This window comes from Streptomyces altiplanensis (assembly GCF_053591575.1).
The window spans coordinates 1-25,243 of record NZ_JBSFUB010000009.1; the positions used below are offsets into that span (position 1 = coordinate 1).

The window sequence follows — 25,243 nt, forward strand, 5'->3', positions numbered from 1 at the left end:
GACTCGCTGACACGGGCTGGCGTAGTACGCGTCCGTACCGAAGGCGACGGTCTTCGTCCAGCCGACGGCGTTGTCGAGGACGCTGAAGACGGGCTGCGACGTGGAGCCTAGGAGATTCGAACTCCTGACATCTGCCTTGCAAAGGCAGCGCTCTACCAACTGAGCTAAGGCCCCGGGACGGGTGGACGTGACCGGCTGAACCGCACCGTGACCACCGCCGCAGAACAGAGTACCGGGTCTCCCCCCGGATCCTGCAAAAAGATATGGGACTCCCGGTCCGCGACCACGCTCCGTAAGATGCTCGGCGAGGTTCGCAGCAGCGAAGGGGAGACGCAATGGACACAGCGCAGCAAGAGGCGACGGCCAGAGCCAGAGAGCTTCAACGCAGTTGGTACGGGGAGCCGTTGGGGGCGCTCTTCCGTCGGCTGATCGACGATCTGGGCCTGAACCAGGCCAGGCTCGCCGCGGTGCTCGGGCTGTCCGCGCCCATGCTGTCCCAGCTGATGAGCGGCCAGCGCGCCAAGATCGGGAATCCGGCCGTGGTGCAGCGTGTCCAGGCTCTGCAGGACCTGGCCGGCCAGGTCGCCGACGGCAGCGTCAGCGCCGCCGAGGCCACCGGCCGGATGGAAGAGATCAAGAAGTCCCAGGGCGGCTCCGTGCTCAACAACACCAGCCAGACCACCGCGAGTTCCGGAGCGCCGACCGTGCGCCGCGTGGTGCGCGAGATCCAGTCGCTGCTGCGCTCGGTGGCGGCGGCCGGCGACATCATAGATGCGGCGGACACCCTCGCCCCGACCCACCCGGAACTGGCAGAGTTCCTCCGGGTGTACGGCGCCGGACGCACCGCTGACGCGGTCGCCCACTACGAGGCGCACCAGAGCTGATCCGAGCGGACCGGGGAGCGGGCACAGCGCAATGGGTGAGGTCTTCGCCGGTCGGTACGAGCTGATCGACCCGATCGGACGCGGTGGAGCAGGAGCCGTCTGGCGGTCGTGGGACCACAGACGCCGCCGGTACGTGGCGGCCAAGGTTCTTCAGCAGAGCGACGCGCACGCCTTGCTGCGCTTCGTGCGCGAGCAGGCACTGCGGATCGACCACCCCCATGTCCTCGCCCCGGCCAGCTGGGCCGCGGACGACGACAAGGTGCTGTTCACCATGGACCTGGTGAGCGGCGGCTCGCTGGCCCATCTGATCGGGGACTACGGCCCGCTGCCGCCCCGCTTCGTCTGCACCCTCCTCGATCAGCTCCTCTCCGGTCTCGCCGCGGTGCACGCGGAAGGCGTCGTGCACCGCGACATCAAGCCGGCCAACATCCTGCTGGAGGCCACCGGCACCGGGCGGCCGCACCTGCGGCTGTCCGACTTCGGCATCTCGATGCGCAAGGGCGAGCCCCGCCTCACCGATACCAACTACGTGGTGGGGACGCCCGGCTACTTCGCGCCCGAGCAGATGACGGGCGCGGAGCCGGACTTCCCGGCCGACCTGTTCGCGGTCGGCCTGGTCGCCCTCTACCTGGTGCAGGGCCGGAAACCCGACTCCCGGGCCCTGGTGGAGCACTTCGCCACGTACGGCACACCGGGCGCCCCGCAGGGCGTCCCGGAGCCGCTGTGGCAGGTCGTCGCCGGGATGCTGCAGCCCGATCCGCAGGCCAGGTTCCGTACGGCGACGGGCGCGCGCAAGGCGCTGACCGCCGCCGTCGAGATGCTCCCCGAACCGGCCCCCGACGAGGAGCCGGTGGAAGTCTTCGACCAGATCGGCCCGCTCCCGCCCGGCTTCGGCCCCCAAGGGCCTTCTGCGCCCGCTCCCGGCTCCCAGGACTCCGTACAGGACGGCCACCAGGGCCACCAGCAGGCGCAGCCCGTACAGCGGCCGTCCTCCATGTCGGAGACGGGCAGCTTCCACCTGGCGCCTCCGCCGCGGCGGCAGCCCGCACCGCCGTCCCCGGCGGCGCAGCCGCCGGCTCCCCCCGCGCCGGCACCCGTGCCGGCGTCCCCGTCCGCCCCCGCGTCCGCGCATGCGGCCTCCCCCCTCCCCGGCGCGGCGCAGGTCCCCTCTCAGGTCCCCGTGGGCGCGGCGCAGCACGACCAGGCCCTTACTCGTCCCTACACCGCTCGCGGCCCGGAGGTTCCCGCTCCGGCTCCACCTGCCCCGTCGGCCCCGCACGGCACCCACGCCTTTGTCCAGGCCCCGCACAGGCGGCCGGGACCGCCCCCGAAGGTGACGGTCCCGGTGCTGCTGCTGGCACTGGTCTGTTTCGCGGTGGGCATCTGGGCCCTGACGCAGAGCTGACCGGCTCAGGGCCGGGCGGCCTACCAGGGGGCAGGCGGTCCGTACCCCGCAGGCGTCTGGCTGTCCTGGCCCGGCCCGCCGCCCGGCCCCGCACCAAGGCCCCCACCGGGCCCCGCAGGCTGCGGCCCTGCCGCCGCGCGCCGCCTGGCGACGAGCGTCCACACCCCGAGCCCGAGCACCAGCACGGTGCCCGTACCGATCCCGGACACCCCGACGAGCCGCATCGTGGCGCTCCTCTTCGCCGCGGGGGTGCTCTGTCCGCTCTCCGCCGCGCTCAGGTCCTCGTCGGTGACCTGGAAGTCACCGGCAGGCCCCTCGTAGGCGGGGGCGCCCTTCCCCTTGCCGCCCTCGACGTTCAGCCGCAGGGAGAGCCCGAGGGCTTGTGGCCCGAACTCCTTCCCGACCTCCGGACTCAGACTGACCCTCAGGTAGTACCAGCCCGCGAACCGCATCCCGTTGACGGAATCCGACGAGTCGAAGCGGTTCTCGTACGCCACGGGCGGCAGCGGATCCAGTACGGACGACTTCTGCCTGCCGTCGTACGACACGTCGGTCGCACTGTCGACGAGCCCCCGCGCCGGGTTGTACAGCGCCATGGTGAGCGCGTTGGACACATACCCCTCGCCGGCCGCGCTGCCGAGGTCCGCACTGGCGAAGAGCTGCTGTCCCCAGTCGACCGGCACCCTGTAGAACAGCGTCTCGCCGGGCTTGATCCTGTCCTGCCATTCGCCCTGTTCGAGCCCGGGCGCGCTGAAGAAACTCGTCCCGCCCCTGCGCTCCCGGGGCCCGCCGCCGGGCGGCGCCGGCGAGCCGCTGGGCCAGTTCTCGGGCGCCGCCGTCGCTCCGCCCGCCTTCACCCGGGGCTCCGTCAGGTGGCGGATCTCCAGCTCCCACGGCTCACTCGACGAGGTGTCCGCGCCGGTCCGCTCGACGAGCGCGTAGTACGTGTCGGCCTCCTGACAGGAGGCGTCCTCCTCGAGGGTCCGGTGGGCGTACGTCCCGATCGGCCGCGCGAACTCCGCGGAGCCGAACCGCGCGGTGTCGGAGCTGCACGAGTTGCCGTCGCGGTCCTGCAGCGTCACCTTGAGCTCGTCGGCGTACGCGACCTTCGTCCCCGGCACCGGCACGGCCGTCGCCGACACATAGGCGTTGGACTTCGCGTCGAGCTCCAGCCGGTAGAAGAGCTTGCCGCCCGGCCCGATCGAGTCCCGGTACGTCCCGCCCGGCTTCAGCCGCTCGGCCTCGGTGCTGATCGCCGCGCCCTCGACCGGCTTCGCCGACGGTTCGTAGGCGTACGGGCCGGGCCCCTCCGCGGCCCCGGCCTGCGCCGGCAGTGTCACCACCGCGCACAGCGCCGCCACCGCGCCGAGCCCCGCCCTGCCCATGCTGCGCCGCCTCATCACGCGCCACCCCTCGTCGTCCGCAATGCCCGACCATCCTGCCCCGCCGGCCCCGGTGCTGTCTGCGTGAGCCACCGGCCGCACCGCGCACACCCCCGGGCCGCTTGCTTTCGCACACGGGGGATTCGCTCAGGCGAACTCAGGAGAAAGCGCGTCACGGCTCCGCGGCGCCCCGCCGTGACCCGTTCGGCCGTCCCCCGGACAGCACGAAGCCCCGGCCGCTCAGCGACCGGGGCCCGTGCTGGGACTACTGGGTCTCACACACCCGAACCTGCGGGCACGGAGTCAGTCGCCTCCGTCCACAGATCCTGCTCGGCGCGATCCGCCTGGATCTGGCGGTACACGAGGAGCCCGCCGATGGCGGCCAGTGCGACCAGGAGAAGCTTCTTCACCGCGCGACCTCGTCTTTCCTTGACGTAGGGGACTTCTGGCGCCCGACTATACACACCGACCGATATCGATCGGTGACCTAGTTCCCACCCAACTGAGGCGTGGCACACAGCAGTCAGTCCGCCCCCGCATCACCCCGACGCGTACACATCACCACGGCACGGGAGGGCGGAACGCAGAAGGCCCGGCAGATCTTTCGATCTGCCGGGCCTTCGACCTTTTCAGGTCCGCGGTGGGGCTAACAGGATTTGAACCTGTGGCCTCATCCTTATCAGGGATGCGCTCTAACCAACTGAGCTATAGCCCCGCGCTGCCCCTGAAGATTAGCGCACCTCGGGGGCAGTACCAAAATCGGCTCCGCCGGCCGTCTACTCGTCCTCGGCCAGCGTCAGCTCGACGCCGCCCACGAAGCCCGCCGACAGGTTGTAGATGAACGCACCCAGCGTCGCGAGCGCCGTGGCGAGCACCACGTCGATCATCGCGATGACCGACGTGAAGATCAGCACGCGCGGCAGCGAAAGGAAGGACTGCAGGTCGAAGCCGTTGCTCTCGTTGGAGCCCGTCGCCTCGCTGATCGTCCCGCCCACCGTGGAGAAGACGCCCATCGCGTCCATGACCATCCACAGCACCGCGGCGGCCACCACCGTGCAGATGCCCAGCGCGATGGAGAGCAGGAAGCTCACCTTCATCACCGACCACGGGTCGGCCCTGGCCACCCGCAGCCTCGCCTTGCGCGTACGCGGCGTCGTACGCGCCCCGGTCCGCGGCAGGCGCACCGCGGCGGCGCCCGGCTGCTGTCCGCCCTGCGTACCGCCGCCGCCCTGCGCGGCGCCGCCCTGGGGCGACGGGTACGCCTGCGGCGGGTGATACGGCTGCGCCGTCTGACCCTTCCCCTGCGGCTCGCGCTCACCGGGCAACGGCCCGCTCGCGTACCCGTCATAACCCTGAGGCTGAGGCCCTCGTGTATCGGTCACAGTCCCCCCCTGGGAGTCCGTGGCAGAGCCACGGGCACCGGGTGCTCCAGATTCGGAAGCGGCCGCTCCGGCGCCCGTGGCTCCACTCACGCTTTACTCCTCGTGCTGCCCGGCCGAAGGCGCTGCGCCCTCGGCGGATGAGGGCACTGTGCCCTCGACGGATTCGGCAACCTCGACCGCGACACCTTCGGACCCGTCGACATCGGCCGCATCGACATCGGCCCCTTCGGAGCCCTCGACCTCTTCAGCCTCACGACCGGCCTCGGCGTTGCGCGCGATACCGACGACGGCATCGCGCTTGCCCAGGTTGATCAGTTGGACGCCCATGGTGTCACGGCCCGTCTCCCTGACTTCGTTGACTCGCGTACGAATCACACCACCGCCGAGCGTGATGGCGAGGATCTCGTCCGTCTCCTCGACCACCAGCGCGCCGACCAGCGAGCCCCGGTCCTCCACGATCTTGGCGGCCTTGATACCCAGGCCGCCACGGCCCTGAACGCGGTACTCGTCGACGGGAGTCCGCTTCGCGTACCCACCATCGGTGGCAGTGAAGACGAACGTACCGGCCCGCACGACATTCATCGAGAGCAGTTCGTCCCCTTCGCGGAAACTCATGCCCTTCACACCGGAAGTCGCACGCCCCATCGGCCGCAGCGCCTCGTCGGTCGCCGTGAACCGGATCGACTGCGCCTTCTTGCTGACCAGCAGGAGATCGTCCTCGGCCGACACCAGCTCCGCGCCGATCAGCTCGTCGTCGGCGCCGTCCGCGGTCTCCCGCAGATTGATCGCGATGACACCGCCCGAACGCGGCGAGTCGTAGTCCTTCAGCGGCGTCTTCTTCACCAGGCCGCCCTTGGTGGCCAGGATCAGGTACGGCGCCGCGTCGTAGTCACGGATCGCGAGGATCTCCGCGATCTGCTCGTCCGGCTGGAAAGCGAGCAGGTTCGCGACATGCTGCCCGCGCGCGTCCCGGCCGGCGTCGGGAAGCTCGTACGCCTTCGCCCGGTAGACCCGGCCCTTGTTCGTGAAGAACAGCAGCCAGTGGTGCGTCGTCGACACGAAGAAGTGGTCGACGATGTCGTCTTCCTTCAGCTTCGTCCCGCGCACGCCCTTGCCGCCGCGCTTCTGCGACCGGTAGTCGTCCGTCTTCGTGCGCTTCACATAGCCGCCACGCGTGATCGTGACGACGATGTCCTCCTCGGCGATCAGGTCCTCGATGGACATGTCACCGTCGAAGGGCACCAGCTTGGACCGCCGGTCGTCACCGAACTTGTCGACGATCGCGGCCAGTTCCTCGCTGATGATCTGCCGCTGACGCTCCGGCGAGGCGAGGATCGCGTTGTACTCGTTGATCTTCGCCTGGAGCTCGTCGTGCTCCGCGACGATCTTCTGGCGCTCCAGAGCCGCCAGCCGGCGCAGCTGCATCTCCAGGATCGCGTTCGCCTGGATGTCGTCGATCGACAGCAGGCCCCTCAGGCCCTCGCGCGCCACTTCCACGGTCTGGCTGCGCCGGATCAGCGCGATGACCTCGTCGATCGCGTCCAGCGCCTTGAGCAGGCCGCGCAGGATGTGCGCCCGCTCCTCCGCCTTGCGCAGGCGGAACCGCGTACGCCGGACGACGACCTCGATCTGGTGCGTCACCCAGTGCCGGATGAAGGCGTCCAGCGACAGCGTGCGCGGCACACCGTCCACCAGCGCCAGCATGTTCGCGCCGAAGTTCGTCTGCAGGTCGGTGTGCTTGTAGAGGTTGTTCAGGACGACCTTCGCGACCGCGTCCCGCTTCAGCACGATGACCAGGCGCTGTCCCGTACGCGAAGACGTCTCGTCACGGACGTCCGCGATGCCGCCGATCTTGCCGTCCTTCACCAGGTCGGCGATCTTCTGCGCGAGATTGTCCGGGTTGGTCTGGTACGGGAGCTCCGTGACCACCAGGCACTGGCGGTTCTGGATCTCCTCGACCGCCACCACCGCGCGCATCGTGATCGAGCCGCGGCCCGTCCGGTACGCGTCCTCGATGCCCTTGCGGCCCACCACCAGCGCACCGGTCGGGAAGTCGGGGCCCTTGATGCGCTCCATCAGCGCGTCGAGCAGCTCCTCGTGCCCCGCGTCCGGGTTCTCCAGGAACCACTGCGCACCGGCCGCCACCTCCCGCAGGTTGTGCGGCGGGATGTTGGTGGCCATACCGACCGCGATACCCGCCGAACCGTTGATCAGCAGGTTCGGGAAGCGCGCCGGCAGGACCGTCGGCTCCTGGTTGCGGCCGTCGTAGTTGTCCTGGAAGTCGACGGTCTCCTCGTCGATGTCCCGGACCATCTCCATGGCCAGCGGCATCATCTTGCACTCGGTGTACCGCATCGCCGCGGCCGGGTCGTTGCCCGGAGAGCCGAAGTTGCCGTTGGAGTCCACCAGCGGCATCCGCATCGACCAGTGCTGCGCCAGGCGCACCAGGGCGTCGTAGATCGAGGAGTCGCCGTGCGGGTGGTACGTACCCATGACGTCGCCGACGACACGGGCGCACTTGTAGAAGCCCTTCTCGGGCCGGTAGCCGCCGTCGTACATCGCGTACAGCACACGGCGGTGCACGGGCTTGAGACCGTCCCGCACGTCGGGCAGCGCACGCGACACGATGACGGACATCGCGTAGTCGAGATACGAGCGCTGCATCTCCGTCTCGAGCCCCACGGGCTCGACACGCATGCCCACGCCCTCGACGGGGGGCACCTCTTCGGGCGTCACGGGGGCAGGGGTGTTCTCATCGGCCATTACTGGTCAAAGTCCTTTCGAGCTGCGGCTGGTGGCGTACACGGCCGACTCAGATGTCGAGGAAGCGGACGTCCTTGGCGTTGCGCTGGATGAACGAGCGCCGCGCCTCGACGTCCTCACCCATCAGCACCGAGAACAGGTCGTCGGCCTGCGCCGCGTCGTCCAGGGTCACCTGGCCGAGAACCCGGTGGTCCACGTCCATCGTGGTGATGCGCAGCTCCTCGGCGTTCATCTCGCCGAGACCCTTGAAGCGCTGGATCGAGTCGTCCCGCACCCGCTTGCCGTTCTGCTTGCCGAGCTCGACGAGCGCGTCGCGCTCACGGTCCGAGTACGCGTACTCGAAGTCGTCCCGGCCCCACTTGATCTTGAACAGCGGCGGACGCGACAGGTACACGTGCCCCGCCTCGACCAGCGGTCGCATGAAGCGGAACAGGAACGTCAGCAGCAGCGTGTTGATGTGCTGACCGTCGACGTCGGCGTCCGCCATCAGAATGATCTTGTGATAGCGGAGCTTCTCGATGTCGAAGTCCTCGTGCACACCGGTACCGAACGCCGAGATCAGCGCCTGCACCTCGGTGTTCTGCAGGATCTTGTCGATCCGCGCCTTCTCGACGTTCAGGATCTTGCCGCGGATCGGCAGGATGGCCTGGTACATCGGGTTGCGCCCGGACTTCGCCGAACCACCGGCCGAGTCACCCTCGACGATGAAGATCTCGCACTTCGTCGGGTCGTTCGACTGGCAGTCACTGAGCTTGCCCGGCAGCGACGCCGACTCCAGCAGGCCCTTGCGACGCGTCAGGTCGCGCGCCTTGCGGGCCGCGACACGCGCCGTGGCCGCCTGGATCGCCTTGCGGATGATGTCCGCGGCCTCGTTCGGGTTGCGGTCGAACCAGTCGTTGAGGTGCTCGTGCACGACCTTCTGCACGAAGGTCTTCGCCTCCGTGTTGCCCAGCTTGGTCTTCGTCTGGCCCTCGAACTGCGGCTCGCCCAGCTTCACCGAGATGATCGCCGTCAGACCCTCGCGGATGTCCTCACCGGCGAGGTTGTCGTCCTTCTCGCGCAGGAACTTCTTCTCGCGCGCGTAACGGTTCACCAGACCCGTCATCGCCGCGCGGAAGCCCTCCTCGTGCGTACCGCCCTCGTGCGTGTGGATCGTGTTCGCGAAGGAGTACACACCCTCCGTGTACTGCGAATTCCACTGCATCGCGATCTCGACCGAGAGCATCCGCTCCTTGTCCTCGGCCTCGACGTCGATGACGGTCGGGTGGATCAGCTCACCCTTGCGCGAGTTCAGGTACTTCACGAAGTCGACGATGCCGCCCTCGTAGTGGTACTCCACCGTCCGCGCCGGCTGCTCCTCCGCCGCCTCGGTGTCGGGGTCGTCGGCACCGACCGTGGCCTTCGCGGACTCGCGCTCGTCGGTGAGCGTGATCGTCAGGCCCTTGTTGAGGAAGGCCATCTCCTGGAAGCGGCGCGAGAGCGTCTCAAAGGAGTAGTCGGTCGTCTCGAAGATGTCCGGGTCGGCCCAGAACGTGACCGAGGTGCCGGTCTCTTCGGTCTCCTCGTGTTGCGCGAGGGGCGCGGTGGGGACGCCCATCTTGTAGTCCTGCGTCCAGCGGTGGCCGTCGGTCCTGACCTCCACCGAGACCCTGGTGGAGAGGGCGTTGACGACGGAGACGCCGACGCCGTGCAGACCGCCGGAGACCGCATAGCCGCCGCCGCCGAACTTGCCGCCCGCGTGGAGGACCGTCAGCACGACCTCGACGGCCGGCTTGCCCTCGGACGGGACGATGCCGACGGGGATGCCGCGGCCGTTGTCGACGACGCGGACGCCGCCGTCGGCCAGGATCGTCACGTGGATGGTGTCCGCGTGGCCGGCCAGGGCTTCGTCGACCGAGTTGTCGACGACCTCCTGCACCATGTGGTGCAGACCGCGCTCACCGGTCGAGCCGATGTACATGCCGGGGCGCTTGCGGACTGCGTCCAGACCCTCGAGCACGGTGATCGCGCTGGCGTCGTACGACGAGGAGCCCTGCGGTGCGGCCTCGCCGTTCCCACCGGCATCAGTGGACGGAATGTTCTCGTTGGGGTCGCCGGAATCGGCCACGAAGCGCCCTTTCTGGCACAGCACGAGCCGAAACCCCGACAAACGGGACCGGCCGCGTCGTTCTGTATAAGTCGACGTGTCCCGCAAGCGAGCGGGATTCCGTACCAGTCTACCGGTAGCACTGACACTCATGGGGGTTTGCCGGTACCTGAGTACCCATGTGCCGTCCTGAACCGGCGCCGTCCGACTCCCCATATCCGGGAAGGGGCTCCAAGAGGCTCACACGGGCACCCAGCGCTTCCGGCTGTCAAGGACCCATCACCGTGAGGGACACCTCACGCGCGCACCGGCTACTCAGCCGTAGGTGTCCCCTGGGCCCGTACTCCCCGGCGCCCTCAGCGCACCGAAACGACGCGGCGGACCGCCCGGTCCCCAGATCTTGATCGTCCGCACCGTGTCCCGGCCCAGATCCTTGTTCAGCCGCGTCAGCAACTCCCGCTGCATGAGCCGCAATTGCGTCGCCCACGCCGTCGAATCGCACTGCACCGTGAGGACCCGCTCGTCCTCGTCATAACGCTGCGGCACACAGTGATTCGCCAGATCCCCGCCCACGATCTCCGGCCACCGGCCCATCACCCCGCCGACCGCCATCGGCATCTCCCAGCCGCGCTCCGTCTTCAGCCGGTCCAGCGCCGCACCCAGCGCCAACGGATCACGGCCGTCCGCCCCCGCCCCCGACCGCAGCCCACCGCCACGCCTGGCCTGCGTCCTCTGCTGCGCCGCCGCGCCCCGGGCCCGCGCCTGCTCCTTCGCCGCCCGCAACGCCACCCGCGCCAGGTCCACCCCGGACGGCTCGGGCACCTTCGGCTGCCGCGGAAACTCCCCGCTCGCACCCGTCATACCCGCGCCACCTCGCCACCGGCCACCACACACCGCGCGCCCGCCAGCACCCCCGGCACATCGTCGTCCACCGCAGCCGTCACCAGCACCTGCTCCCCCGGCGCCACCAGCTCCGCCAGCCGCTCCCGGCGCCGCGCGTCCAGCTCCGCGAAAACATCGTCGAGCACCAGCACCGGCTCATTGCCCTCGGACCGCAGCAAGTCGTACGAAGCGAGCCGCAACGACAGCGCGTACGACCAGGACTCGCCATGACTGGCATAGCCCTTCGCCGGCAGCTGCCCCAGCTTCAGCACCAGATCGTCCCGGTGCGGGCCCACCAGCGTCACACCCCGCTCGATCTCCTGCTTCCGCGCACCCGCCAGCGCCTCGATCAGCTGCCCGTACAGCTCCTCGCGCGTCCGCGCCGGCCCGACGCCCTCGCCGACCGAACTCCGGTACTCCAACGACACCGGCCCCCCGCCCGGCGCCAGCTGCTCGTACGCCTTGTCCGCCATCGGCTGCAGCGTCGCGATCAGATCCAGCCGCTGCGCCAGCAGCTCCGCACCGACCTGCCCCAGATGCTGGTCCCACACGTCCAGCGTCGACATGTCCATCGAACGCCCGCCGTGCCTGCGCGCCATCGCCGCCGACTTCAAGAGCGTGTTCCGCTGCTTCAGCACCCGCTCGTAGTCCGACCGCACCCCCGCCATCCGCGGCGAGCGCGCCGTGATCAGCTCGTCGAGGAACCGCCGCCGCTCACCCGGGTCACCCTTCACCAGGGCCAGATCCTCCGGCGCGAACAGCACCGTCCGTACGATCCCCAGCACATCACGCGGCCTGACCTGCGAAGACCTGTTGATACGCGCACGATTCGCCCGGCCCGGATTCAGCTCGAGCTCCACCAGCTGCTGCCGCTCGCCCTGCGTCACAGCGGCCCGTATGACAGCCCGCTCCGCACCCATCCGCACCAGCGGCGCATCCGAGGACACCCGGTGGCTGCCGAGCGTCGCGAGATAACCGACCGCCTCGACCAGGTTCGTCTTGCCCTGACCGTTCGACCCCACAAAAGCAGTGACGCCCGGGTCGAGAGGAACTTCGACCCGGGCGTACGAGCGGAAGTCGGCCAGCGACAGATGCGTGACATGCATGGTGTACGCCGACCTTCTTCCAGCTCTGAACTACTTCTTCGCCTCGACCGCGTGACCACCGAACTGGTTGCGCAGGGCAGCGATCATCTTCATCTGCGGGGAGTCGTCCTGACGCGACGCGAACCGCGCGAACAGCGACGCGGTGATCGCCGGCAGCGGCACGGCGTTGTCGATCGCGGCCTCGACCGTCCAACGGCCCTCGCCCGAGTCGGCGGCGAACCCGCGGAGCTTCTCCAGGTGCTCGTCGTCGTCCAGCGCGTTGACCGCCAGGTCCAGCAGCCAGGAACGGATGACCGTGCCCTCCTGCCAGGACCGGAAGACCTCGCGCACGTCCGTGACGGAGTCGACCTTCTCCAGCAGCTCCCAGCCCTCGGCGTACGCCTGCATCATGGCGTACTCGATGCCGTTGTGAACCATCTTCGCGAAGTGGCCGGCGCCGACCTTGCCCGCGTGCACCGAACCGAAGTCGCCCTCGGGCTTCAGCGCGTCGAAGACCGGCTGGACCTTCGCCACGTTCTCGGCGTCGCCGCCGTACATCAGCGCGTAGCCGTTCTCCAGGCCCCAGACACCGCCGGAGACGCCGCAGTCGACGAACCCGATGCCCTTGCGGCCCAGCTCCTCCGCGTGCTTCTCGTCGTCCGTCCAGCGCGAGTTCCCGCCGTCCACGACGACGTCGCCCGGCTCGAGCAGCTCGGCCAGCTCGTCCACGGTGGACTGGGTCGCGGCACCGGCCGGAACCATCACCCACACGACCCGCGGGCCCTTGAGCTTGGCCACAAGCTCCTCAAGGCTGTGGACATCGGCGACGTCCGGGTTGCGGTCGTAACCGATGACCGTGTGGCCTGCGCGGCGGATGCGCTCCCGCATGTTGCCGCCCATTTTGCCGAGGCCGACGAGACCGAGCTCCATCAGAGATTCCTTAAGCGTCGTGGCGATTCTTACCCGGGAACGAGCCTACGCCCGGCCCGCGAAGACCTCAGCCCGAGAGCCGCACCGGCATGATCAGGTACTTGTACGCCTCGTCCGCCTCGGCATCCACCGCGGGCCTGCCACTGAGCAGCGCCGGCTTGGTGGAGGTCGTGAAGGAGAGCTGGGCGACCGGTGAGTCGATCGCGCTCAGGCCGTCCAGCAGGAAGGTCGGGTTGAAGGCGATCGAGATGTCGTCGCCGTCGAGGTTCGCGTCGACCCTCTCCACAGCCTGTGCGTCGTCGCTCGATCCCGCTTCGAGGATCAGTACGCCCTGCTCGAAGCTGAGCCGCACCGGGGTGTTGCGCTCGGCGACCAGCGCCACACGCTTGACGGCCTCGACGAACGGGGCGGTCTCGATGACGGCGATCGAGTTGAACTCGGTCGGGAAGAGCGTCCGGTACTTCGGCAGGTCGCCTTCGAGCAGCCGCGTCGTCGTCCGACGGCCCGCCCCCTCGAAACCGATCAGGCCCTCACCGGCACCCGAGCTGGAGAGCGCGATGGTCACCGTGTCACCACTGGTCAGCGACTTGGCGGTGTCCAGCAGAGTCTTGGCGGGCACCAGGGCGACGGCGGAGGCCTCGGGGTCCTCCGGCTTCCACAGGAACTCGCGGACCGCGAAGCGGTAGCGGTCGGTGGAGGCCAGCGTGACGGTGTCGCCCTCGATCTCGATGCGCACGCCGGTGAGGACGGGCAGCGTGTCGTCGCGGCCGGCGGCGATGGCCACCTGGGCGGCGGCGGAGGCGAAGACCTCACCGGGAACGGTGCCGGTCGCGGTCGGCATCTGCGGCAGTGCCGGGTACTCCTCCACAGGCAGTGTGTGGAGTGTGAACCGCGAGGAGCCGCAGACCACGGTCGCCCGTACACCGTCTGTGGAAATCTCCACCGGCCTGTTCGGCAGGGCGCGGCAGATGTCGGCGAGGAGCCGGCCGGAGACGAGAACGGTGCCGTCCTCCTCCACGTCCGCCTCGACCGAGACCCGCGCCGAGACCTCGTAGTCGAAGCCGGAGAGGCTCAGCGCGCCCTCCTCCGCCTTCAGAAGAAGGCCCGCGAGAACGGGCACCGGCGGACGGGCCGGGAGGCTGCGCGCCGTCCAGGCCACCGCCTCCGCGAGTACATCGCGCTCAACCCGGATCTTCACCGGAACCGCCTCCTGCTTGTTGCTGGCTCGCCCTGCTGGCCGTCGTCGTCTGGGGTCGTCTGGCTGTGTTGCCGGGGACCAGTCTGACGCACCGCACCGGCAGTCGGTGCGGCTCGGGGTCAAGTCGTGGCGAGAGGCGTCGCCGGCTCCGGACCCGAGTTGTACACAGGCCCTTCTTCCAAGCGATTTCCGAGCTATCTCTAAGTGGGAGTAGTAGTAGGGCCTGTGGAAACGGTGGATAACCCTGTTTCCACAGGTCAAGCCCACTTTTTTGTCCACCGGCCCTGTGGGCGGGCCCCGTGGAAAACCAAGGGCTTCTGTGGACACGCGAAAGTTCTGCACACCCCATGCACAGGCAGGGGTCACTTCTCCCCAGTGCTGTCCCCAGCTTTACCCACGTTCCCCACAGCCCAACCCAGCCTCTTGGTGTGACCGCTTTCACTCGAGGCGGTGAGCGGGCGCGTTTCGTTGCCGAACAGTGGACAGGGGTGTGGATTAGCTGTGCACAACGTGGTCCTGCCTGTGGGTTACCGGTGGACAACCAAGAGTGGACCCTGTGGACAGTCTCACTGTCCACAGGCTGTGGATGAAGGTTGGACACAAATCCACAACCACCTGACCTGGGGTGATGAGCCTCCAGGATCCGCACCTGTGGACCCGATCTGGACAACCCGATAGTCCCCAGGGTGTGGACAAGGCATCCCGCCCTCTTCTGTGGAGAAGAGAGCCGTGTGGCCGGGCATTCGAACACCGCGGAGTCGCGGAGCCGCGAAGGGCGCCCCGGGAGTACGTCCCTGGGCGCCCTCCGGGCGGTGTTTCCGGTGCCGGATCAGCCGTTCTTGATGCGGTTCGTGAGCTCGGTGACCTGGTTGTAGATGGAGCGCCGCTCCGCCATCAGCGCGCGGATCTTGCGGTCGGCGTGCATGACGGTCGTATGGTCGCGGCCGCCGAACTGTGCGCCGATCTTGGGCAGGGAGAGATCCGTCAGCTCACGGCACAGGTACATCGCGATCTGCCGGGCCGTCACCAGCACGCGACTGCGGGACGATCCGCAGAGATCCTCCACCGTCAGCCCGAAGTAGTCCGCGGTGGACGCCATGATGGCGCCCGCCGTGATCTCGGGAGACGCGTCCTCACCACCGGGGATCAGGTCCTTGAGCACGATCTCGGTGAGGCCGAGGTCCACGGGCTGCCGGTTGAGTGACGCGAAGGCCGTCACACGGATCAGCGCGCCCTCCAGCTCACGGATGTTGCGCGAGATGCGGGACGCGATGAACTCCAGCACCTCGGGCGGCGCGTTGAGCTGCTCCTGCACCGCCTTCTTGCGAAGGATCGCGATGCGCGTCTCCAGCTCGGGCGGCTGTACGTCGGTGGTCAGGCCCCATTCGAAGCGGTTGCGCAGCCGGTCCTCCAGGGTCACCAGCTGCTTGGGCGGCCGGTCCGAGGACAGCACGATCTGCTTGTTGGCGTTGTGGAGCGTGTTGAAGGTGTGGAAGAACTCCTCCTGCGTCGACTCCTTGCTCGCGAGGAACTGGATGTCGTCGACGAGCAGGATGTCCACGTCGCGGTAGCGCTTGCGGAAGGCGTCGCCCTTGCCGTCGCGGATGGAGTTGATGAACTCGTTGGTGAACTCCTCGGAGCTCACGTAGCGCACGCGCGTGCCGGGGTAGAGGCTTCGCGCGTAGTGCCCGATCGCGTGCAGCAGGTGCGTCTTGCCGAGCCCTGACTCCCCGTAGATGAAGAGCGGGTTGTACGCCTTCGCCGGCGCCTCGGCGACGGCCACGGCGGCCGCGTGCGCGAAGCGGTTGGACGAGCCGATGACGAAGGTGTCGAAGAGGTACTTCGGGTTGAGACGGGCGTGCGGTTCGCCGGGGCCCGGTGTCGAGGGCTGTGCGGCCAGCGGCCCGGGGGCGCCGCCGGCGGACATCATCGAGGAGCCGGGGCCGCCGCCGCGGTGCGGGGCGGGCTGGTCCTGGTGGTCGCGGCGCTCGGGACGCTCGGGACGCTCGTGACGCGGGGACTGGTCGTAGTGCGGCTGCTCGTACTGCTGGTGCTCGGGCGGCTGCTGCCGGTAGTCGTGCTGCGGGGGGCGCGAGGCGTACGGGTCGCGTTCCTGGAACCCGCCGAGCCGGGGCTGCTGCCAGCCGTGGTCGTCCTGCGGGCGGGGCCAGGAGCCCTGCTCGTGGCGGGGCTGCCGGTAGTCGGGGTAGGCGGGCCTGGCGGTCGGCAGGTCGTCGCCCTGGGGCCGGTGTCCGTAACTGTCGTACGACTCGTGCTGGGGCTGCTGCTGCGGGGCGGGCTCTCCCGCGGAGTCGTCGACGGTGATCGCGATCCGGATCGGACGGCCGCACTCGCGGCTCAGGGTCTCGCTGATGAGGGGGGCGAGCCGGCCTTCGAGGACGCGCTTGCCCCATTCATTGGGGACGGCGAGCAGCGCGGTGTCGGCGACCAGCGCGAGCGGCTGGCAGCGTTCGATCCACTGCTTGTCCTTGGGTTCGATGCCCTGCTGGCCCTCTTTGAGAAGGTGCTCCAGCACTCGCGGCCACACTGCGGCAAGATCGGCAGGTACGTCAGCCACAGGGCACGCTCTCTCACAGGTCCCACGAATGTGTGGTTCTAGGGACGGGATGGAAGGACAGGCAGGAAAGGAATCCAAGTTCAGTCACGGTAGTCGTGGCGCCTCACACGGTTCAAGTTGTTGTCCACAGGCTGTGCACAGTCGCCCGGCAACAAGGTGTCGGTTTGACCGGATGGCGTAGCCGCGCGTACCGTGACCAGGTCGAGTTGTCGATGGCTGCTGCCGCCTGCCTCCGATGGGCAAAGATCACGGTCTGTGATCGTGAAGCGGTGCACACGGGCGTTGCGAGCTTCCTCGTGGGCGCACGGTGACAGCCAGGCGATGCCCCGCCACCACACCACTTCTGGAGCCCCCGAGTGAGCAAGCGCACCTTCCAGCCGAACAACCGTCGTCGCGCCAAGACCCACGGTTTCCGTCTCCGCATGCGGACGCGTGCCGGTCGCGCCATCCTGGCGACTCGCCGTGGCAAGGGCCGCACGCGCCTTTCCGCCTGATCACCTACAGGTCATGACGTGCTGCCTACCGAGAATCGGCTGAGGCGGCGCGAGGACTTCGCGACCGCGGTACGCCGAGGACGCCGGGCCGGACGCCCGCTCCTCGTCGTCCACCTACGCAGTAGCGGTGCAACGGACCCGCACGCGCCTGGGGAGAGCGTTCCCCAGCCGCGTGCGGGTTTCGTCGTCAGCAAAGCCGTTGGCAATGCTGTGGTGCGCAACGTGGTGAAGCGGAGGCTTCGCCACCTTGTCCGGGACCGTCTGCCGGAGCTGCCCCCCGGTAGCCTGGTTGTCGTACGGGCATTGCCCGGAGCAGGCGATGCCGACCATGCACAGCTGGCCCGAGACCTGGATGCCGCGCTTCAGCGGCTGCTGGGAGGGGGCGCGCGATGAAGTACCCGCTGCTGGCTCTGATCAAGCTGTACCAGTGGACGATCAGTCCGTTGCTCGGGCCTGTCTGCCGGTACTACCCGTCGTGCTCCCACTACGGGTTTACGGCCATCGACCGGCACGGTGCGGTCAAGGGCACGGCCCTGACCGCCTGGCGCATTCTGCGGTGCAACCCGTGGTCGCCGGGCGGTGTGGACCATGTCCCGCCGCGCAGACGTCCGCGTTGGCACGAAGCGCTGCGCAATGCGTGGAGCGGCAACCGCGGCAGCAAGGGCGGGCAGCACTCCGCCGCTGAGATCAACCCGGCCGCAGAGACCTCGCCCAATGCTCAAGGAGCCTGATTAGTGGACACGATTGCCAGTCTCTTCAGCTTTATCACCACCCCGGTTTCCTGGATCATCGTCCAGTTCCACACGATGTACGGCGCGCTCTTCGGGCCTGACACGGGCTGGGCCTGGGGTCTGTCCATCGTGTCCCTGGTGGTGCTGATCCGGATCTGTCTGATCCCGCTGTTCGTCAAGCAGATCAAGTCGACGCGTGGCATGCAGGCGCTCCAGCCTGAGATGAAGAAGATCCAGGAGCGCTACAAGAACGACAAGCAGCGTCAGTCCGAAGAGATGATGAAGCTGTACAAGGAGACGGGTACCAACCCGTTGTCCTCGTGCCTTCCCATCCTGGCGCAGTCGCCGTTCTTCTTCGCGCTGTACCACGTGCTGAGCAAGATCTCCTCGGGTGACGAGATCGGTGTTCTCAACCAGAACCTGGTGGACAGTGCCCGTGAGGCCCACATCTTCGGCGCCCCGATCGCGGCGAAGTTCATGGACAGCACGGAGAAGGTCGCTGCCCTGCAGGCTTCGCTGACCGATGTCCGCATCGTCACCGCGGTCATGATCGTCCTGATGTCGGCGTCGCAGTTCTACACGCAGCGCCAGCTGATGACGAAGAACGTCGACCTGACGGTCAAGACGCCGTTCATGCAGCAGCAGAAGATGCTGATGTACATCTTCCCGGTCATGTTCGCCGTCATGGGCATCAACTTCCCGGTCGGTGTCCTCGTCTACTGGCTGACCACCAACGTGTGGACCATGGGCCAGCAGATGTACGTGATCCACGGCAACCCGACCCCGGGCAGCAAGGCGCAGGCTCAGCTGCTGGAGCGGATGCAGAAGTCGATCGTCAAGCACGGCAAGGTGCGCAGCCGGCGCGAGCGCAACGTGATCAAGCAGATCGCCGCCAAGGGCCGTGAGCGCAATGAGGCCGAGCGCAAGTTCGTCAAGGGTCTCGGTATGGCGCGCCTGGCCGTGCAGCCTGACGGCACCGTGGTGAAGGGCGAACCCGAGGTCGTCGAGACCGAGGGCGGCGCTACGGCCGACTCCGGCCCGAAGCGGCAGCAGCCCAAGCGGCTGACCAAGGCGCAGCGTCAGTCCGGCGCCGAGCCTGTGGCGGCGAAGACCTCGCTGCAGAAGGAAGAGCCGCAGCAGGCCGACAAGCCCAAGACGGCCGGCAAGCCTGCTTCCGGTTCCGCACGCCAAGCCAAGTCCGGGCAGCGCAAGGGCCAGCAGCGGCCCAAGCACCCGTCCAAGAAGTAATAAGGAGTCCATCCCGTGACGGAAGGCACCACCTCCGTGGCCGCTGAGGGTGTCGACACCCTGACCCGCCTCGAGCAGGAAGGGGAGATCGCGGCCGACTACCTTGAGGGTCTGCTCGACATCACCGACCTCGACGGTGACATCGACATGGATGTCGAGGCCGATCGGGCTTCGGTCTCGATCATCAGTGACACGGGTAGCCGTGATCTTCAGAAGCTCGTGGGTCGCGACGGTGAGGTGCTGGAGGCGCTTCAGGAGCTGACGCGTCTCGCCGTGCACCGTGAGACCGGGGACCGCAGCCGGCTGATGCTGGACATCGCGGGCTTCCGGGCCAAGAAGCGCGAAGAGCTCGCAGAGCTCGGCGCCAAGGCCGCGAATGATGTGAAGAGCACGGGCGAGCCGGTGAAACTCGACCCGATGACGCCCTTCGAGCGCAAGGTCGTGCACGACGCGATCGCGGCGGCGGGACTGCGCAGCGAGTCCGAGGGCGAGGAGCCGCAGCGCTTCGTCGTCGTGCTCCCGGCCTGACCGGTCCATCGCCTGTCGGCCCCGTCTGTTCGCAGGCGGGGCCGATCTTTGTCAGCCTGATAGTCAGCCACCAGTGCGGTAGTGCGGTACGGAAGGACGGTCCCCGTGACGGAGGAAGCAGAGCTTCCCCAGGCGCCTGAAGAGGCACGGGCGGTATTCGGCGAGTGCTTTCCAAAGGCCGTCCGGTACGCGGAACTGCTCGCGGATGCCGGAGTCGAGCGAGGTCTGATCGGTCCGCGTGAGGTACCGCGGTTGTGGGAGCGGCACTTGCTGAACTGCGCGGTGCTCTCCGAGGTCGTTCCCGAAGGGGTCACGGTCTGCGACGTGGGGTCGGGGGCCGGGCTCCCGGGTATCCCGCTGGCGCTGGTACGCCCGGACCTGAAGATCACTCTGTTGGAGCCTCTTCTGCGGCGTACGAACTTCCTTCAGGAAGTGGTCGAGCTGCTGGGCCTGGAGCACGTGACGGTGGTGCGCGGCCGTGCGGAGGAAGTCCTCGGGAAGCTGCCGCCCGTTCATGTGGTGACGGCGCGGGCCGTGGCACCGCTGGACCGGCTGGCCGGCTGGGGGGTTCCCCTGTTGCGTCCGTACGGGGAGATGCTGGCGCTCAAGGGTGACACCGCCGAGGAAGAGCTCAAGAGCACCCGTTCCGCGCTGAGCAAACTCGGTGTGGTGGAGACGGAGGTGCTGCACGTCGGTGAGGGTGTGGTGGACCCGTTGTCCACGGTGGTGCGCGTGGAGGTCGGGGAGAGCCCCGGCGGAGTGCGGTTCGCGGCCAAGCGGGCCAAGGCGGCGCGGACGGGGCGTGCGCGTCGGCGCCGGTGATCCGCGCTGTCTGTCAATGATGCTGCGCACGATCTGCCATATGTACGTATTTCGGAGTGTCGTGAGGGCGTAGCCGTGGAGCCGGTGCATCGTGTTTCACGTGAAACACCGCTCTCTGCTGCATGGAATCATCAGTCGCACCCGTGCGACTGCCGCGCCGCGCGACCGCAGGCCCGCCAGGGTTACGGAGTTGTTCACAGAGGTGGATTCCTCCACAGAAGAACGGGCCTCGCTGGTTCATGACCCCGAAAGCATGGCAGGCTCTGTGCATTGCGAGCCTGAAGTCGAGGAGAGTGAATCCTTGCGGTCCGACGCCAACATCGCGGGACCGATGACCGACCCGGTCCCCGGTCCCCGAACCGAATCGGCGGGGGAGGACGTTTCACGTGAAACGCCGCCCCCGATGGACGACACCCCCATTGGTCGTGCTGCTCAACTGGCGGTAGAGGCTTTTGGCCGCGCCGGTGAGGGGATGCCCCGACCTGAGCAGACCCGCATCATGGTGGTGGCCAACCAGAAGGGCGGCGTCGGGAAGACCACGTCGACGGTCAACCTTGCTGCTTCGCTCGCGCTGCACGGCGCGCGTGTCCTGGTGATCGACCTCGACCCGCAGGGCAACGCTTCCACAGCGCTGGGGATCGATCATCACGCCGAAGTACCTTCGATCTATGACGTCCTGGTGGACAGCAGGCCGCTCTCCGAAGTGGTTCAGCCGGTCCCGGACGTCGAAGGCCTCTTCTGCGCCCCGGCCACCATCGATCTCGCCGGTGCGGAGATCGAGCTGGTGTCGCTGGTGGCGCGGGAGAGCCGCTTGCAGCGGGCCATCCAGGCGTACGAGCAGCCGTTGGATTACATTCTCATCGACTGCCCGCCTTCGCTGGGCCTGCTGACGGTCAATGCCATGGTCGCCGGTGCGGAGGTGCTGATCCCCATCCAGTGCGAGTACTACGCGCTCGAAGGGCTGGGGCAGCTTCTTCGGAACGTCGATCTGGTGCGGGGGCACCTCAACCCGGACCTGCATGTGTCGACGATTCTGCTGACCATGTACGACGGAAGGACGCGGCTCGCCTCTCAGGTGGCTGACGAAGTGCGTACTCACTTCGGCAAGGAGGTGCTCAGGACGAGCATCCCGCGGTCCGTGCGTATCTCCGAAGCGCCGAGTTACGGGCAGACCGTGCTCACCTACGACCCGGGATCCAGTGGGTCACTGTCGTACCTCGAAGCGGCCCGCGAGATCGCACTGCGGGGCGTCGGGGTGCACTACGACCCGCAGCATGCCCACTCGGGCAGCCAGAACAGTCAGCAGAGCATGTCGGAGGGGATCCAGTGAGTGACCGCCGTAGAGGATTGGGGCGTGGGCTCGCCGCGCTGATCCCGCCCGCTTCGCAGGAGAAGCCGAGCGTGTCCGTAGGGCTGGCTTCGACGTCTCCCGGGGCAGTGCCGGTTCTGACTGCGGAGCGGGGAGTGGCTGCCGCGAAGGTGGCTTCGCTTCCTGCGGCTTCTGTTTCACGTGAAACAGAAGCTCCCGTGCGGGAGCAGGAGCCGACGGAGCTCGATGAGGTCGCCGGAGTTCACTTCGCTGAGCTGCCGCTGGACCTCATCAAGCCGAACTCGAAGCAGCCCCGTAAGGAGTTCGACGAGGAAGCCCTCGCGGAACTGGTCACCTCCATCAAGGAGGTGGGTCTCCTCCAGCCTGTCGTCGTACGGCAGCTGGGGCATGAGCGCTATGAGCTCATCATGGGCGAGCGTCGTTGGCGGGCCTGCAAGCAAGCAGGGCTGGAGAGGATCCCCGCGATCGTCCGGGCCACGGAGGACGAGAAGCTGCTCCTCGACGCGCTGCTGGAGAACTTGCACAGGGCTCAGCTCAACCCGCTGGAAGAGGCGGCGGCATACGACCAGCTGCTCAAGGACTTCAGCTGCACGCATGACCAGCTGGCCGACCGGATCGGGCGCTCGCGTCCGCAGGTCTCCAACACGCTGCGTCTGCTGAAGCTGTCGCCTTCGGTGCAGAGCAAGGTCGCGGCGGGTGTGCTGTCCGCCGGCCATGCGAGGGCCCTGCTCGGCGTGGAGGACCCGGAGGAGCAGGACCGCCTGGCGCACCGCATCGTGGCCGAGGGGCTGTCGGTGCGTTCGGTCGAGGAAATCGTCACTCTGATGGGCTCACGTCCAGAGGGCTCTCCCAAGGCGAAGAGTCCGCGGGCGGGTGCCAGGGTGTCGCCTGCCCTGACCGGTCTCGCTTCCCGGCTCTCGGACCGGTTCGAGACCCGGGTGAAGGTCGACCTGGGGCAGAAGAAGGGGAAGATCGTCGTCGAGTTTGCGTCGATGGATGATCTGGAGCGGATTCTCGGGACGCTTGCCCCCGGTGAGGGGCGGGTCCTGCAGAAGGGCCTCACCGAAGAGAACGCGGAGGGCGGCGAGAGCTGAACTCTCGGCCGGGCCAATGCAGGGCGGGTCGTGTTCCGGAACACGACCCGCCCTTTGCTTTCCCACGGTGTCCGTCCGATCGCATGGTGGATACGATGCGTTCTGGTATGGCACATCCACCTTGGTTCACTTGAGAGGGAGGTTGGGGGTCATGCGATCGGTGAGCCGCAGCCGGCTGGTGACAGCAGGGCTGAGTGTCGGGGCAGTCGGTGGGTTCGTCGGCAGTCTGCTCCGGGAACGGGGCGCGCTGGCAGCCGCCCGCGATGCGGCAGGCGAAGGAAGCGAGGAACATCCTTCATGGGGCGTCGGCTCGTACCGCTCACGCTGGACAATCTTCCGGACCTTCCCAAGCGATGCCGGTCCTGTGTCTTCTGGGAGCTTGATCCGGTCAGTGGAGAAGCAGCCGTAAAAGCAGGCACTCCCGAGCTGGAGAAGGAAGCCTGGATCTCAGCCGTTCTGCTGGAGTGGGGGTCCTGCGGGCGGGTGGTCTACGTCGACGAGGTCCCGGTGGGCTTCGTTCTGTACGCGCCGCCGGCGTATGTACCGCGGTCGACAGCGTTCCCCACCAGCCCGGTGTCCCCGGACGCCGTACAGCTGATGACGGCCTGGACCATGCCCAGCTATCAGGGGCAGGGACTGGGGCGGGTGATGGTGCAGACCGTTGCCAAGGACTTGCTGCGACGGGGATTCAAGGCCATCGAGGCGTTCGGCAACGCCCGCTGGACGGAGCCCGCGTGTCTGTTGCCCGCAGAGCATCTGCTGTCGGTCGGCTTCAAGACCGTACGTCCGCATCCGTTGCATCCCCGGTTGCGACTGGAGTTGCGTACGACGCTGTCCTGGAAGGAAGACGTCGAGCTTGCTCTCGACAGGTTGCTGGGGGCGGTCCAGAAGGAGCCGGTGCTGCGTCCGCTGTGAGAGCGGGAAAACGTGTGGGGCCCATCCCTGACAGGGATGGGCCCCACACGTTTCACGTGAAACAGGAGAGGCGGTCAGGCCTTGGTGACCTCGTCGCCGATGAAGTCACCGAGGTCGCGAACGATCGCGGCCTTCGGCTTGGCGCCGACGATGGTCTTGGCGACCTCGCCGTTCTGGTAGACGTTCAGCGTCGGGATGGACATCACGCCGTACTTGGCAGCGGTGGCCGGGTTCTCGTCGATGTTGAGCTTGACGACCTCGATCTGGTCGCCGTGCTCGGCCGCGATGGCCTCGAGCGACGGAGCGATCTGACGGCACGGACCGCACCATGCGGCCCAGAAGTCGACCAGTACGGGCTTGTCGCTCTTGAGGACGTCCTGTTCGAAGGATGCGTCAGTCACGTTCTTCAAGGTGCCGGCCACGGCAGCCTCCTTAACTTCGGGTGGGGTGTGGGGTGGGGAGGGAAGGTCAGACGGTGGCGGTCTTCTCGGGCTCGGCCACCTTCTCGGTGTCGGCGAGAGAGGCCAGGAAGCGCTCGGCGTCGAGTGCGGCCGAGCAACCGGTGCCCGCAGCCGTGATGGCCTGCCGGTAGGTGTGGTCGACGACGTCACCGGCGGCGAAGACGCCGGTGAGGTTCGTGCGCGTCGACGGCGCGTCGACCTTCACGTAACCCTCGTCGTCCAGCTCCAGCTGGCCCTTGAACAGCTCGGTGCGCGGGTCGTGGCCCACGGCGATGAACAGTCCGGTGACGGGCAGCGGCGTGGTCTCACCGGTCTTGGTGTCCCGCAGCGTCACACCCGCGAGCTTCTGGTCACCCTGGAGGTCGGAGACGGCGCTGTCCCAGGCGAACTTGATCTTCGGGTCGGCGAAGGCGCGGTCCTGCATGGCCTTGGAGGCGCGCAGGGTGTCCCGACGGTGGACGATGGTGACGGACTTCGCGAAGCGGGAGAGGAAGGTTGCCTCCTCCATCGCGGTGTCGCCACCGCCGACCACGGCGATGTCCTGGTCCTTGAAGAAGAACCCGTCGCACGTGGCGCACCAGGAGACACCGCGCCCGGAGAGCGCGTCCTCCTTGGGCAGGCCGAGCTTGCGGTGCTGGGAGCCCGTCGAGACGATGACCGCCTTGGCGCGGTGGACCGTGCCAGCGGTGTCGGTGACGGTCTTGATGTCGCCGGTGAGGTCGACGGACACGATGTCGTCCGGGATCAGTTCGGCGCCGAAGCGCTCGGCCTGGGCGCGCATGTTGTCCATCAGGTCGGGACCCATGATGCCGTCGCGGAACCCGGGGAAGTTCTCCACGTCGGTGGTGTTCATCAGAGCACCGCCTGCGGTCACCGCACCTTCGAACACCAGCGGCTTCAACGACGCACGCGCTGTGTACAGCGCGGCGGTGTAGCCGGCGGGCCCGGAGCCGATGATGATCACGTTTCGGACGTCGCTCACGGGTTTTTTCCTCGTCTCTGCGGACTGCCTGCTGCCTACTGGGGCCTGTCTAGGACTCTCACC

The 25,243-nt window shown here is 68.0% G+C and carries 23 protein-coding genes and 2 tRNA genes; 11 read left to right on the plus strand and 14 right to left on the minus strand.

Annotation, left to right across the window (positions count from 1 at the left end; translation table 11 throughout):
• Positions 1-101: 101 nt before the first annotated feature.
• Positions 102-174, minus strand: a tRNA-Ala gene (locus ACWD0Y_RS06285).
• 161 nt (positions 175-335) lie between these two features.
• Here ACWD0Y_RS06285 and ACWD0Y_RS06290 point away from each other — a divergent pair.
• Together ACWD0Y_RS06290 and ACWD0Y_RS06295 are read left to right on the plus strand one after the other, a co-directional pair.
• Positions 336-884, plus strand: coding sequence for a helix-turn-helix domain-containing protein (locus ACWD0Y_RS06290; protein ID WP_093800034.1), 549 nt, complete (start codon positions 336-338; stop codon positions 882-884).
• Positions 885-915: 31 nt separating this feature from the next.
• Entirely contained in the window at positions 916-2,289 is a 1,374-nt protein-coding gene (locus ACWD0Y_RS06295) for a serine/threonine-protein kinase (protein WP_450259282.1), read from the plus strand.
• Positions 2,290-2,309: 20 nt separating this feature from the next.
• On the opposite strand, the gene ACWD0Y_RS06300 is transcribed toward ACWD0Y_RS06295, so the two are convergent.
• The 11 genes from ACWD0Y_RS06300 to dnaA form a co-directional block, all read right to left on the minus strand.
• Complete coding sequence (locus ACWD0Y_RS06300; RefSeq protein ID WP_450259283.1) at positions 2,310-3,689, minus strand: hypothetical protein; 1,380 nt, start codon at positions 3,687-3,689, stop codon at positions 2,310-2,312.
• A 257-nt stretch (positions 3,690-3,946) separates the two neighbouring features.
• A complete protein-coding gene (locus tag ACWD0Y_RS06305) occupies positions 3,947-4,081 on the minus strand; it encodes a DLW-39 family protein (RefSeq protein ID WP_003958712.1) in 135 nt (44 codons plus the stop codon).
• A 231-nt stretch (positions 4,082-4,312) separates the two neighbouring features.
• Positions 4,313-4,386: transfer RNA gene (locus tag ACWD0Y_RS06310), tRNA-Ile, on the minus strand.
• Between the two features lie 61 nt (positions 4,387-4,447).
• Complete coding sequence (locus tag ACWD0Y_RS06315) at positions 4,448-5,053, minus strand: DUF3566 domain-containing protein (RefSeq protein WP_450259284.1); 606 nt, start codon at positions 5,051-5,053, stop codon at positions 4,448-4,450.
• Positions 5,054-5,146: 93 nt separating this feature from the next.
• Entirely contained in the window at positions 5,147-7,816 is a 2,670-nt protein-coding gene (gene gyrA / locus ACWD0Y_RS06320) for a DNA gyrase subunit A (RefSeq protein WP_450259285.1), read from the minus strand.
• Positions 7,817-7,865: 49 nt separating this feature from the next.
• Positions 7,866-9,947, minus strand: coding sequence for a DNA topoisomerase (ATP-hydrolyzing) subunit B (gene gyrB, locus ACWD0Y_RS06325; protein ID WP_450259286.1), 2,082 nt, complete (start codon positions 9,945-9,947; stop codon positions 7,866-7,868).
• A 270-nt stretch (positions 9,948-10,217) separates the two neighbouring features.
• The gene (locus tag ACWD0Y_RS06330; protein ID WP_450259287.1) at positions 10,218-10,763 is read right to left on the minus strand and encodes a DUF721 domain-containing protein; all 546 of its coding nucleotides are present in this window, start codon (positions 10,761-10,763) and stop codon (positions 10,218-10,220) included.
• Positions 10,760-11,890 carry a DNA replication/repair protein RecF gene (gene recF / locus ACWD0Y_RS06335; RefSeq protein ID WP_450259288.1) on the minus strand — a complete coding sequence of 377 codons (1,131 nt, stop codon included), beginning with the start codon at positions 11,888-11,890 and terminating at the stop codon, positions 10,760-10,762. Before recF ends, ACWD0Y_RS06330 begins: the two co-directional genes overlap by 4 nt.
• A gap of 30 nt (positions 11,891-11,920) precedes the next feature.
• Positions 11,921-12,799, minus strand: a complete 879-nt coding sequence (gene gnd / locus ACWD0Y_RS06340) for a phosphogluconate dehydrogenase (NAD(+)-dependent, decarboxylating) (RefSeq protein WP_450259289.1) — start codon at positions 12,797-12,799, stop codon at positions 11,921-11,923.
• A 67-nt stretch (positions 12,800-12,866) separates the two neighbouring features.
• Complete coding sequence (gene dnaN / locus ACWD0Y_RS06345; protein ID WP_093800044.1) at positions 12,867-13,997, minus strand: DNA polymerase III subunit beta; 1,131 nt, start codon at positions 13,995-13,997, stop codon at positions 12,867-12,869.
• 829 nt (positions 13,998-14,826) lie between these two features.
• Positions 14,827-16,575, minus strand: a complete 1,749-nt coding sequence (gene dnaA, locus ACWD0Y_RS06350; RefSeq protein ID WP_450259290.1) for a chromosomal replication initiator protein DnaA — start codon at positions 16,573-16,575, stop codon at positions 14,827-14,829.
• A gap of 356 nt (positions 16,576-16,931) precedes the next feature.
• Between dnaA and rpmH the strand changes: the two genes are divergently transcribed.
• The 9 genes from rpmH (at position 16,932) to ACWD0Y_RS06395 (ending at position 23,737) form a co-directional block, all read left to right on the plus strand.
• Positions 16,932-17,069, plus strand: a complete 138-nt coding sequence (gene rpmH / locus ACWD0Y_RS06355) for a 50S ribosomal protein L34 (protein WP_078606731.1) — start codon at positions 16,932-16,934, stop codon at positions 17,067-17,069.
• 18 nt (positions 17,070-17,087) lie between these two features.
• Positions 17,088-17,462: a ribonuclease P protein component gene (gene rnpA, locus ACWD0Y_RS06360; RefSeq protein ID WP_093800046.1), complete on the plus strand. Its 375-nt coding sequence runs from the start codon at positions 17,088-17,090 to the stop codon at positions 17,460-17,462.
• Positions 17,459-17,800, plus strand: a complete 342-nt coding sequence (gene yidD / locus ACWD0Y_RS06365) for a membrane protein insertion efficiency factor YidD (protein ID WP_344495928.1) — start codon at positions 17,459-17,461, stop codon at positions 17,798-17,800. The genes rnpA and yidD overlap by 4 nt, the downstream gene beginning before the upstream one ends.
• Before the next feature lie 3 nt (positions 17,801-17,803).
• The gene (gene yidC, locus ACWD0Y_RS06370; protein ID WP_450259291.1) at positions 17,804-19,048 is read left to right on the plus strand and encodes a membrane protein insertase YidC; all 1,245 of its coding nucleotides are present in this window, start codon (positions 17,804-17,806) and stop codon (positions 19,046-19,048) included.
• Positions 19,049-19,063: 15 nt separating this feature from the next.
• A complete protein-coding gene (locus ACWD0Y_RS06375) occupies positions 19,064-19,576 on the plus strand; it encodes a Jag family protein (protein ID WP_093800049.1) in 513 nt (170 codons plus the stop codon).
• A 105-nt stretch (positions 19,577-19,681) separates the two neighbouring features.
• Positions 19,682-20,398: a 16S rRNA (guanine(527)-N(7))-methyltransferase RsmG gene (rsmG, locus tag ACWD0Y_RS06380; protein WP_450259292.1), complete on the plus strand. Its 717-nt coding sequence runs from the start codon at positions 19,682-19,684 to the stop codon at positions 20,396-20,398.
• A 253-nt stretch (positions 20,399-20,651) separates the two neighbouring features.
• Positions 20,652-21,728, plus strand: coding sequence for a ParA family protein (locus ACWD0Y_RS06385; RefSeq protein ID WP_093803429.1), 1,077 nt, complete (start codon positions 20,652-20,654; stop codon positions 21,726-21,728).
• The gene (locus tag ACWD0Y_RS06390) at positions 21,725-22,822 is read left to right on the plus strand and encodes a ParB/RepB/Spo0J family partition protein (RefSeq protein WP_450259293.1); all 1,098 of its coding nucleotides are present in this window, start codon (positions 21,725-21,727) and stop codon (positions 22,820-22,822) included. The genes ACWD0Y_RS06385 and ACWD0Y_RS06390 overlap by 4 nt, the downstream gene beginning before the upstream one ends.
• 297 nt (positions 22,823-23,119) lie before the next feature.
• The gene (locus tag ACWD0Y_RS06395; RefSeq protein WP_450259294.1) at positions 23,120-23,737 is read left to right on the plus strand and encodes a GNAT family N-acetyltransferase; all 618 of its coding nucleotides are present in this window, start codon (positions 23,120-23,122) and stop codon (positions 23,735-23,737) included.
• 74 nt (positions 23,738-23,811) lie between these two features.
• Here the strand turns inward: ACWD0Y_RS06395 and trxA are convergent, their stop codons facing one another.
• Together trxA and trxB are read right to left on the minus strand one after the other, a co-directional pair.
• Complete coding sequence (trxA, locus tag ACWD0Y_RS06400; RefSeq protein ID WP_450259295.1) at positions 23,812-24,159, minus strand: thioredoxin; 348 nt, start codon at positions 24,157-24,159, stop codon at positions 23,812-23,814.
• Between the two features lie 46 nt (positions 24,160-24,205).
• Positions 24,206-25,180 carry a thioredoxin-disulfide reductase gene (gene trxB / locus ACWD0Y_RS06405; RefSeq protein WP_093800053.1) on the minus strand — a complete coding sequence of 325 codons (975 nt, stop codon included), beginning with the start codon at positions 25,178-25,180 and terminating at the stop codon, positions 24,206-24,208.
• Between the last annotated feature and the right edge of the window lie 63 nt (positions 25,181-25,243).

What these genes read in the sequence shown, in the direction of transcription:
- ACWD0Y_RS06295 (WP_450259282.1), top strand. Translation starts at nt 916, where the DNA reads ATGGGTGAGGTCTTCGCCGGTCGGTACGAGCTGATCGACCCGATCGGA.
- ACWD0Y_RS06300 (WP_450259283.1), bottom strand. Translation starts at nt 3,689, where the DNA reads ATGAGGCGGCGCAGCATGGGCAGGGCGGGGCTCGGCGCGGTGGCGGCG.
- recF (WP_450259288.1), bottom strand. Translation starts at nt 11,890, where the DNA reads ATGCATGTCACGCATCTGTCGCTGGCCGACTTCCGCTCGTACGCCCGG.
- yidD (WP_344495928.1), top strand. Translation starts at nt 17,459, where the DNA reads ATGAAGTACCCGCTGCTGGCTCTGATCAAGCTGTACCAGTGGACGATC.
- ACWD0Y_RS06330 (WP_450259287.1), bottom strand. Translation starts at nt 10,763, where the DNA reads ATGACGGGTGCGAGCGGGGAGTTTCCGCGGCAGCCGAAGGTGCCCGAG.
- ACWD0Y_RS06385 (WP_093803429.1), top strand. Translation starts at nt 20,652, where the DNA reads ATGGCAGGCTCTGTGCATTGCGAGCCTGAAGTCGAGGAGAGTGAATCC.
- ACWD0Y_RS06395 (WP_450259294.1), top strand. Translation starts at nt 23,120, where the DNA reads ATGGGGCGTCGGCTCGTACCGCTCACGCTGGACAATCTTCCGGACCTT.
- gyrA (WP_450259285.1), bottom strand. Translation starts at nt 7,816, where the DNA reads ATGGCCGATGAGAACACCCCTGCCCCCGTGACGCCCGAAGAGGTGCCC.
- gnd (WP_450259289.1), bottom strand. Translation starts at nt 12,799, where the DNA reads ATGGAGCTCGGTCTCGTCGGCCTCGGCAAAATGGGCGGCAACATGCGG.
- ACWD0Y_RS06290 (WP_093800034.1), top strand. Translation starts at nt 336, where the DNA reads ATGGACACAGCGCAGCAAGAGGCGACGGCCAGAGCCAGAGAGCTTCAA.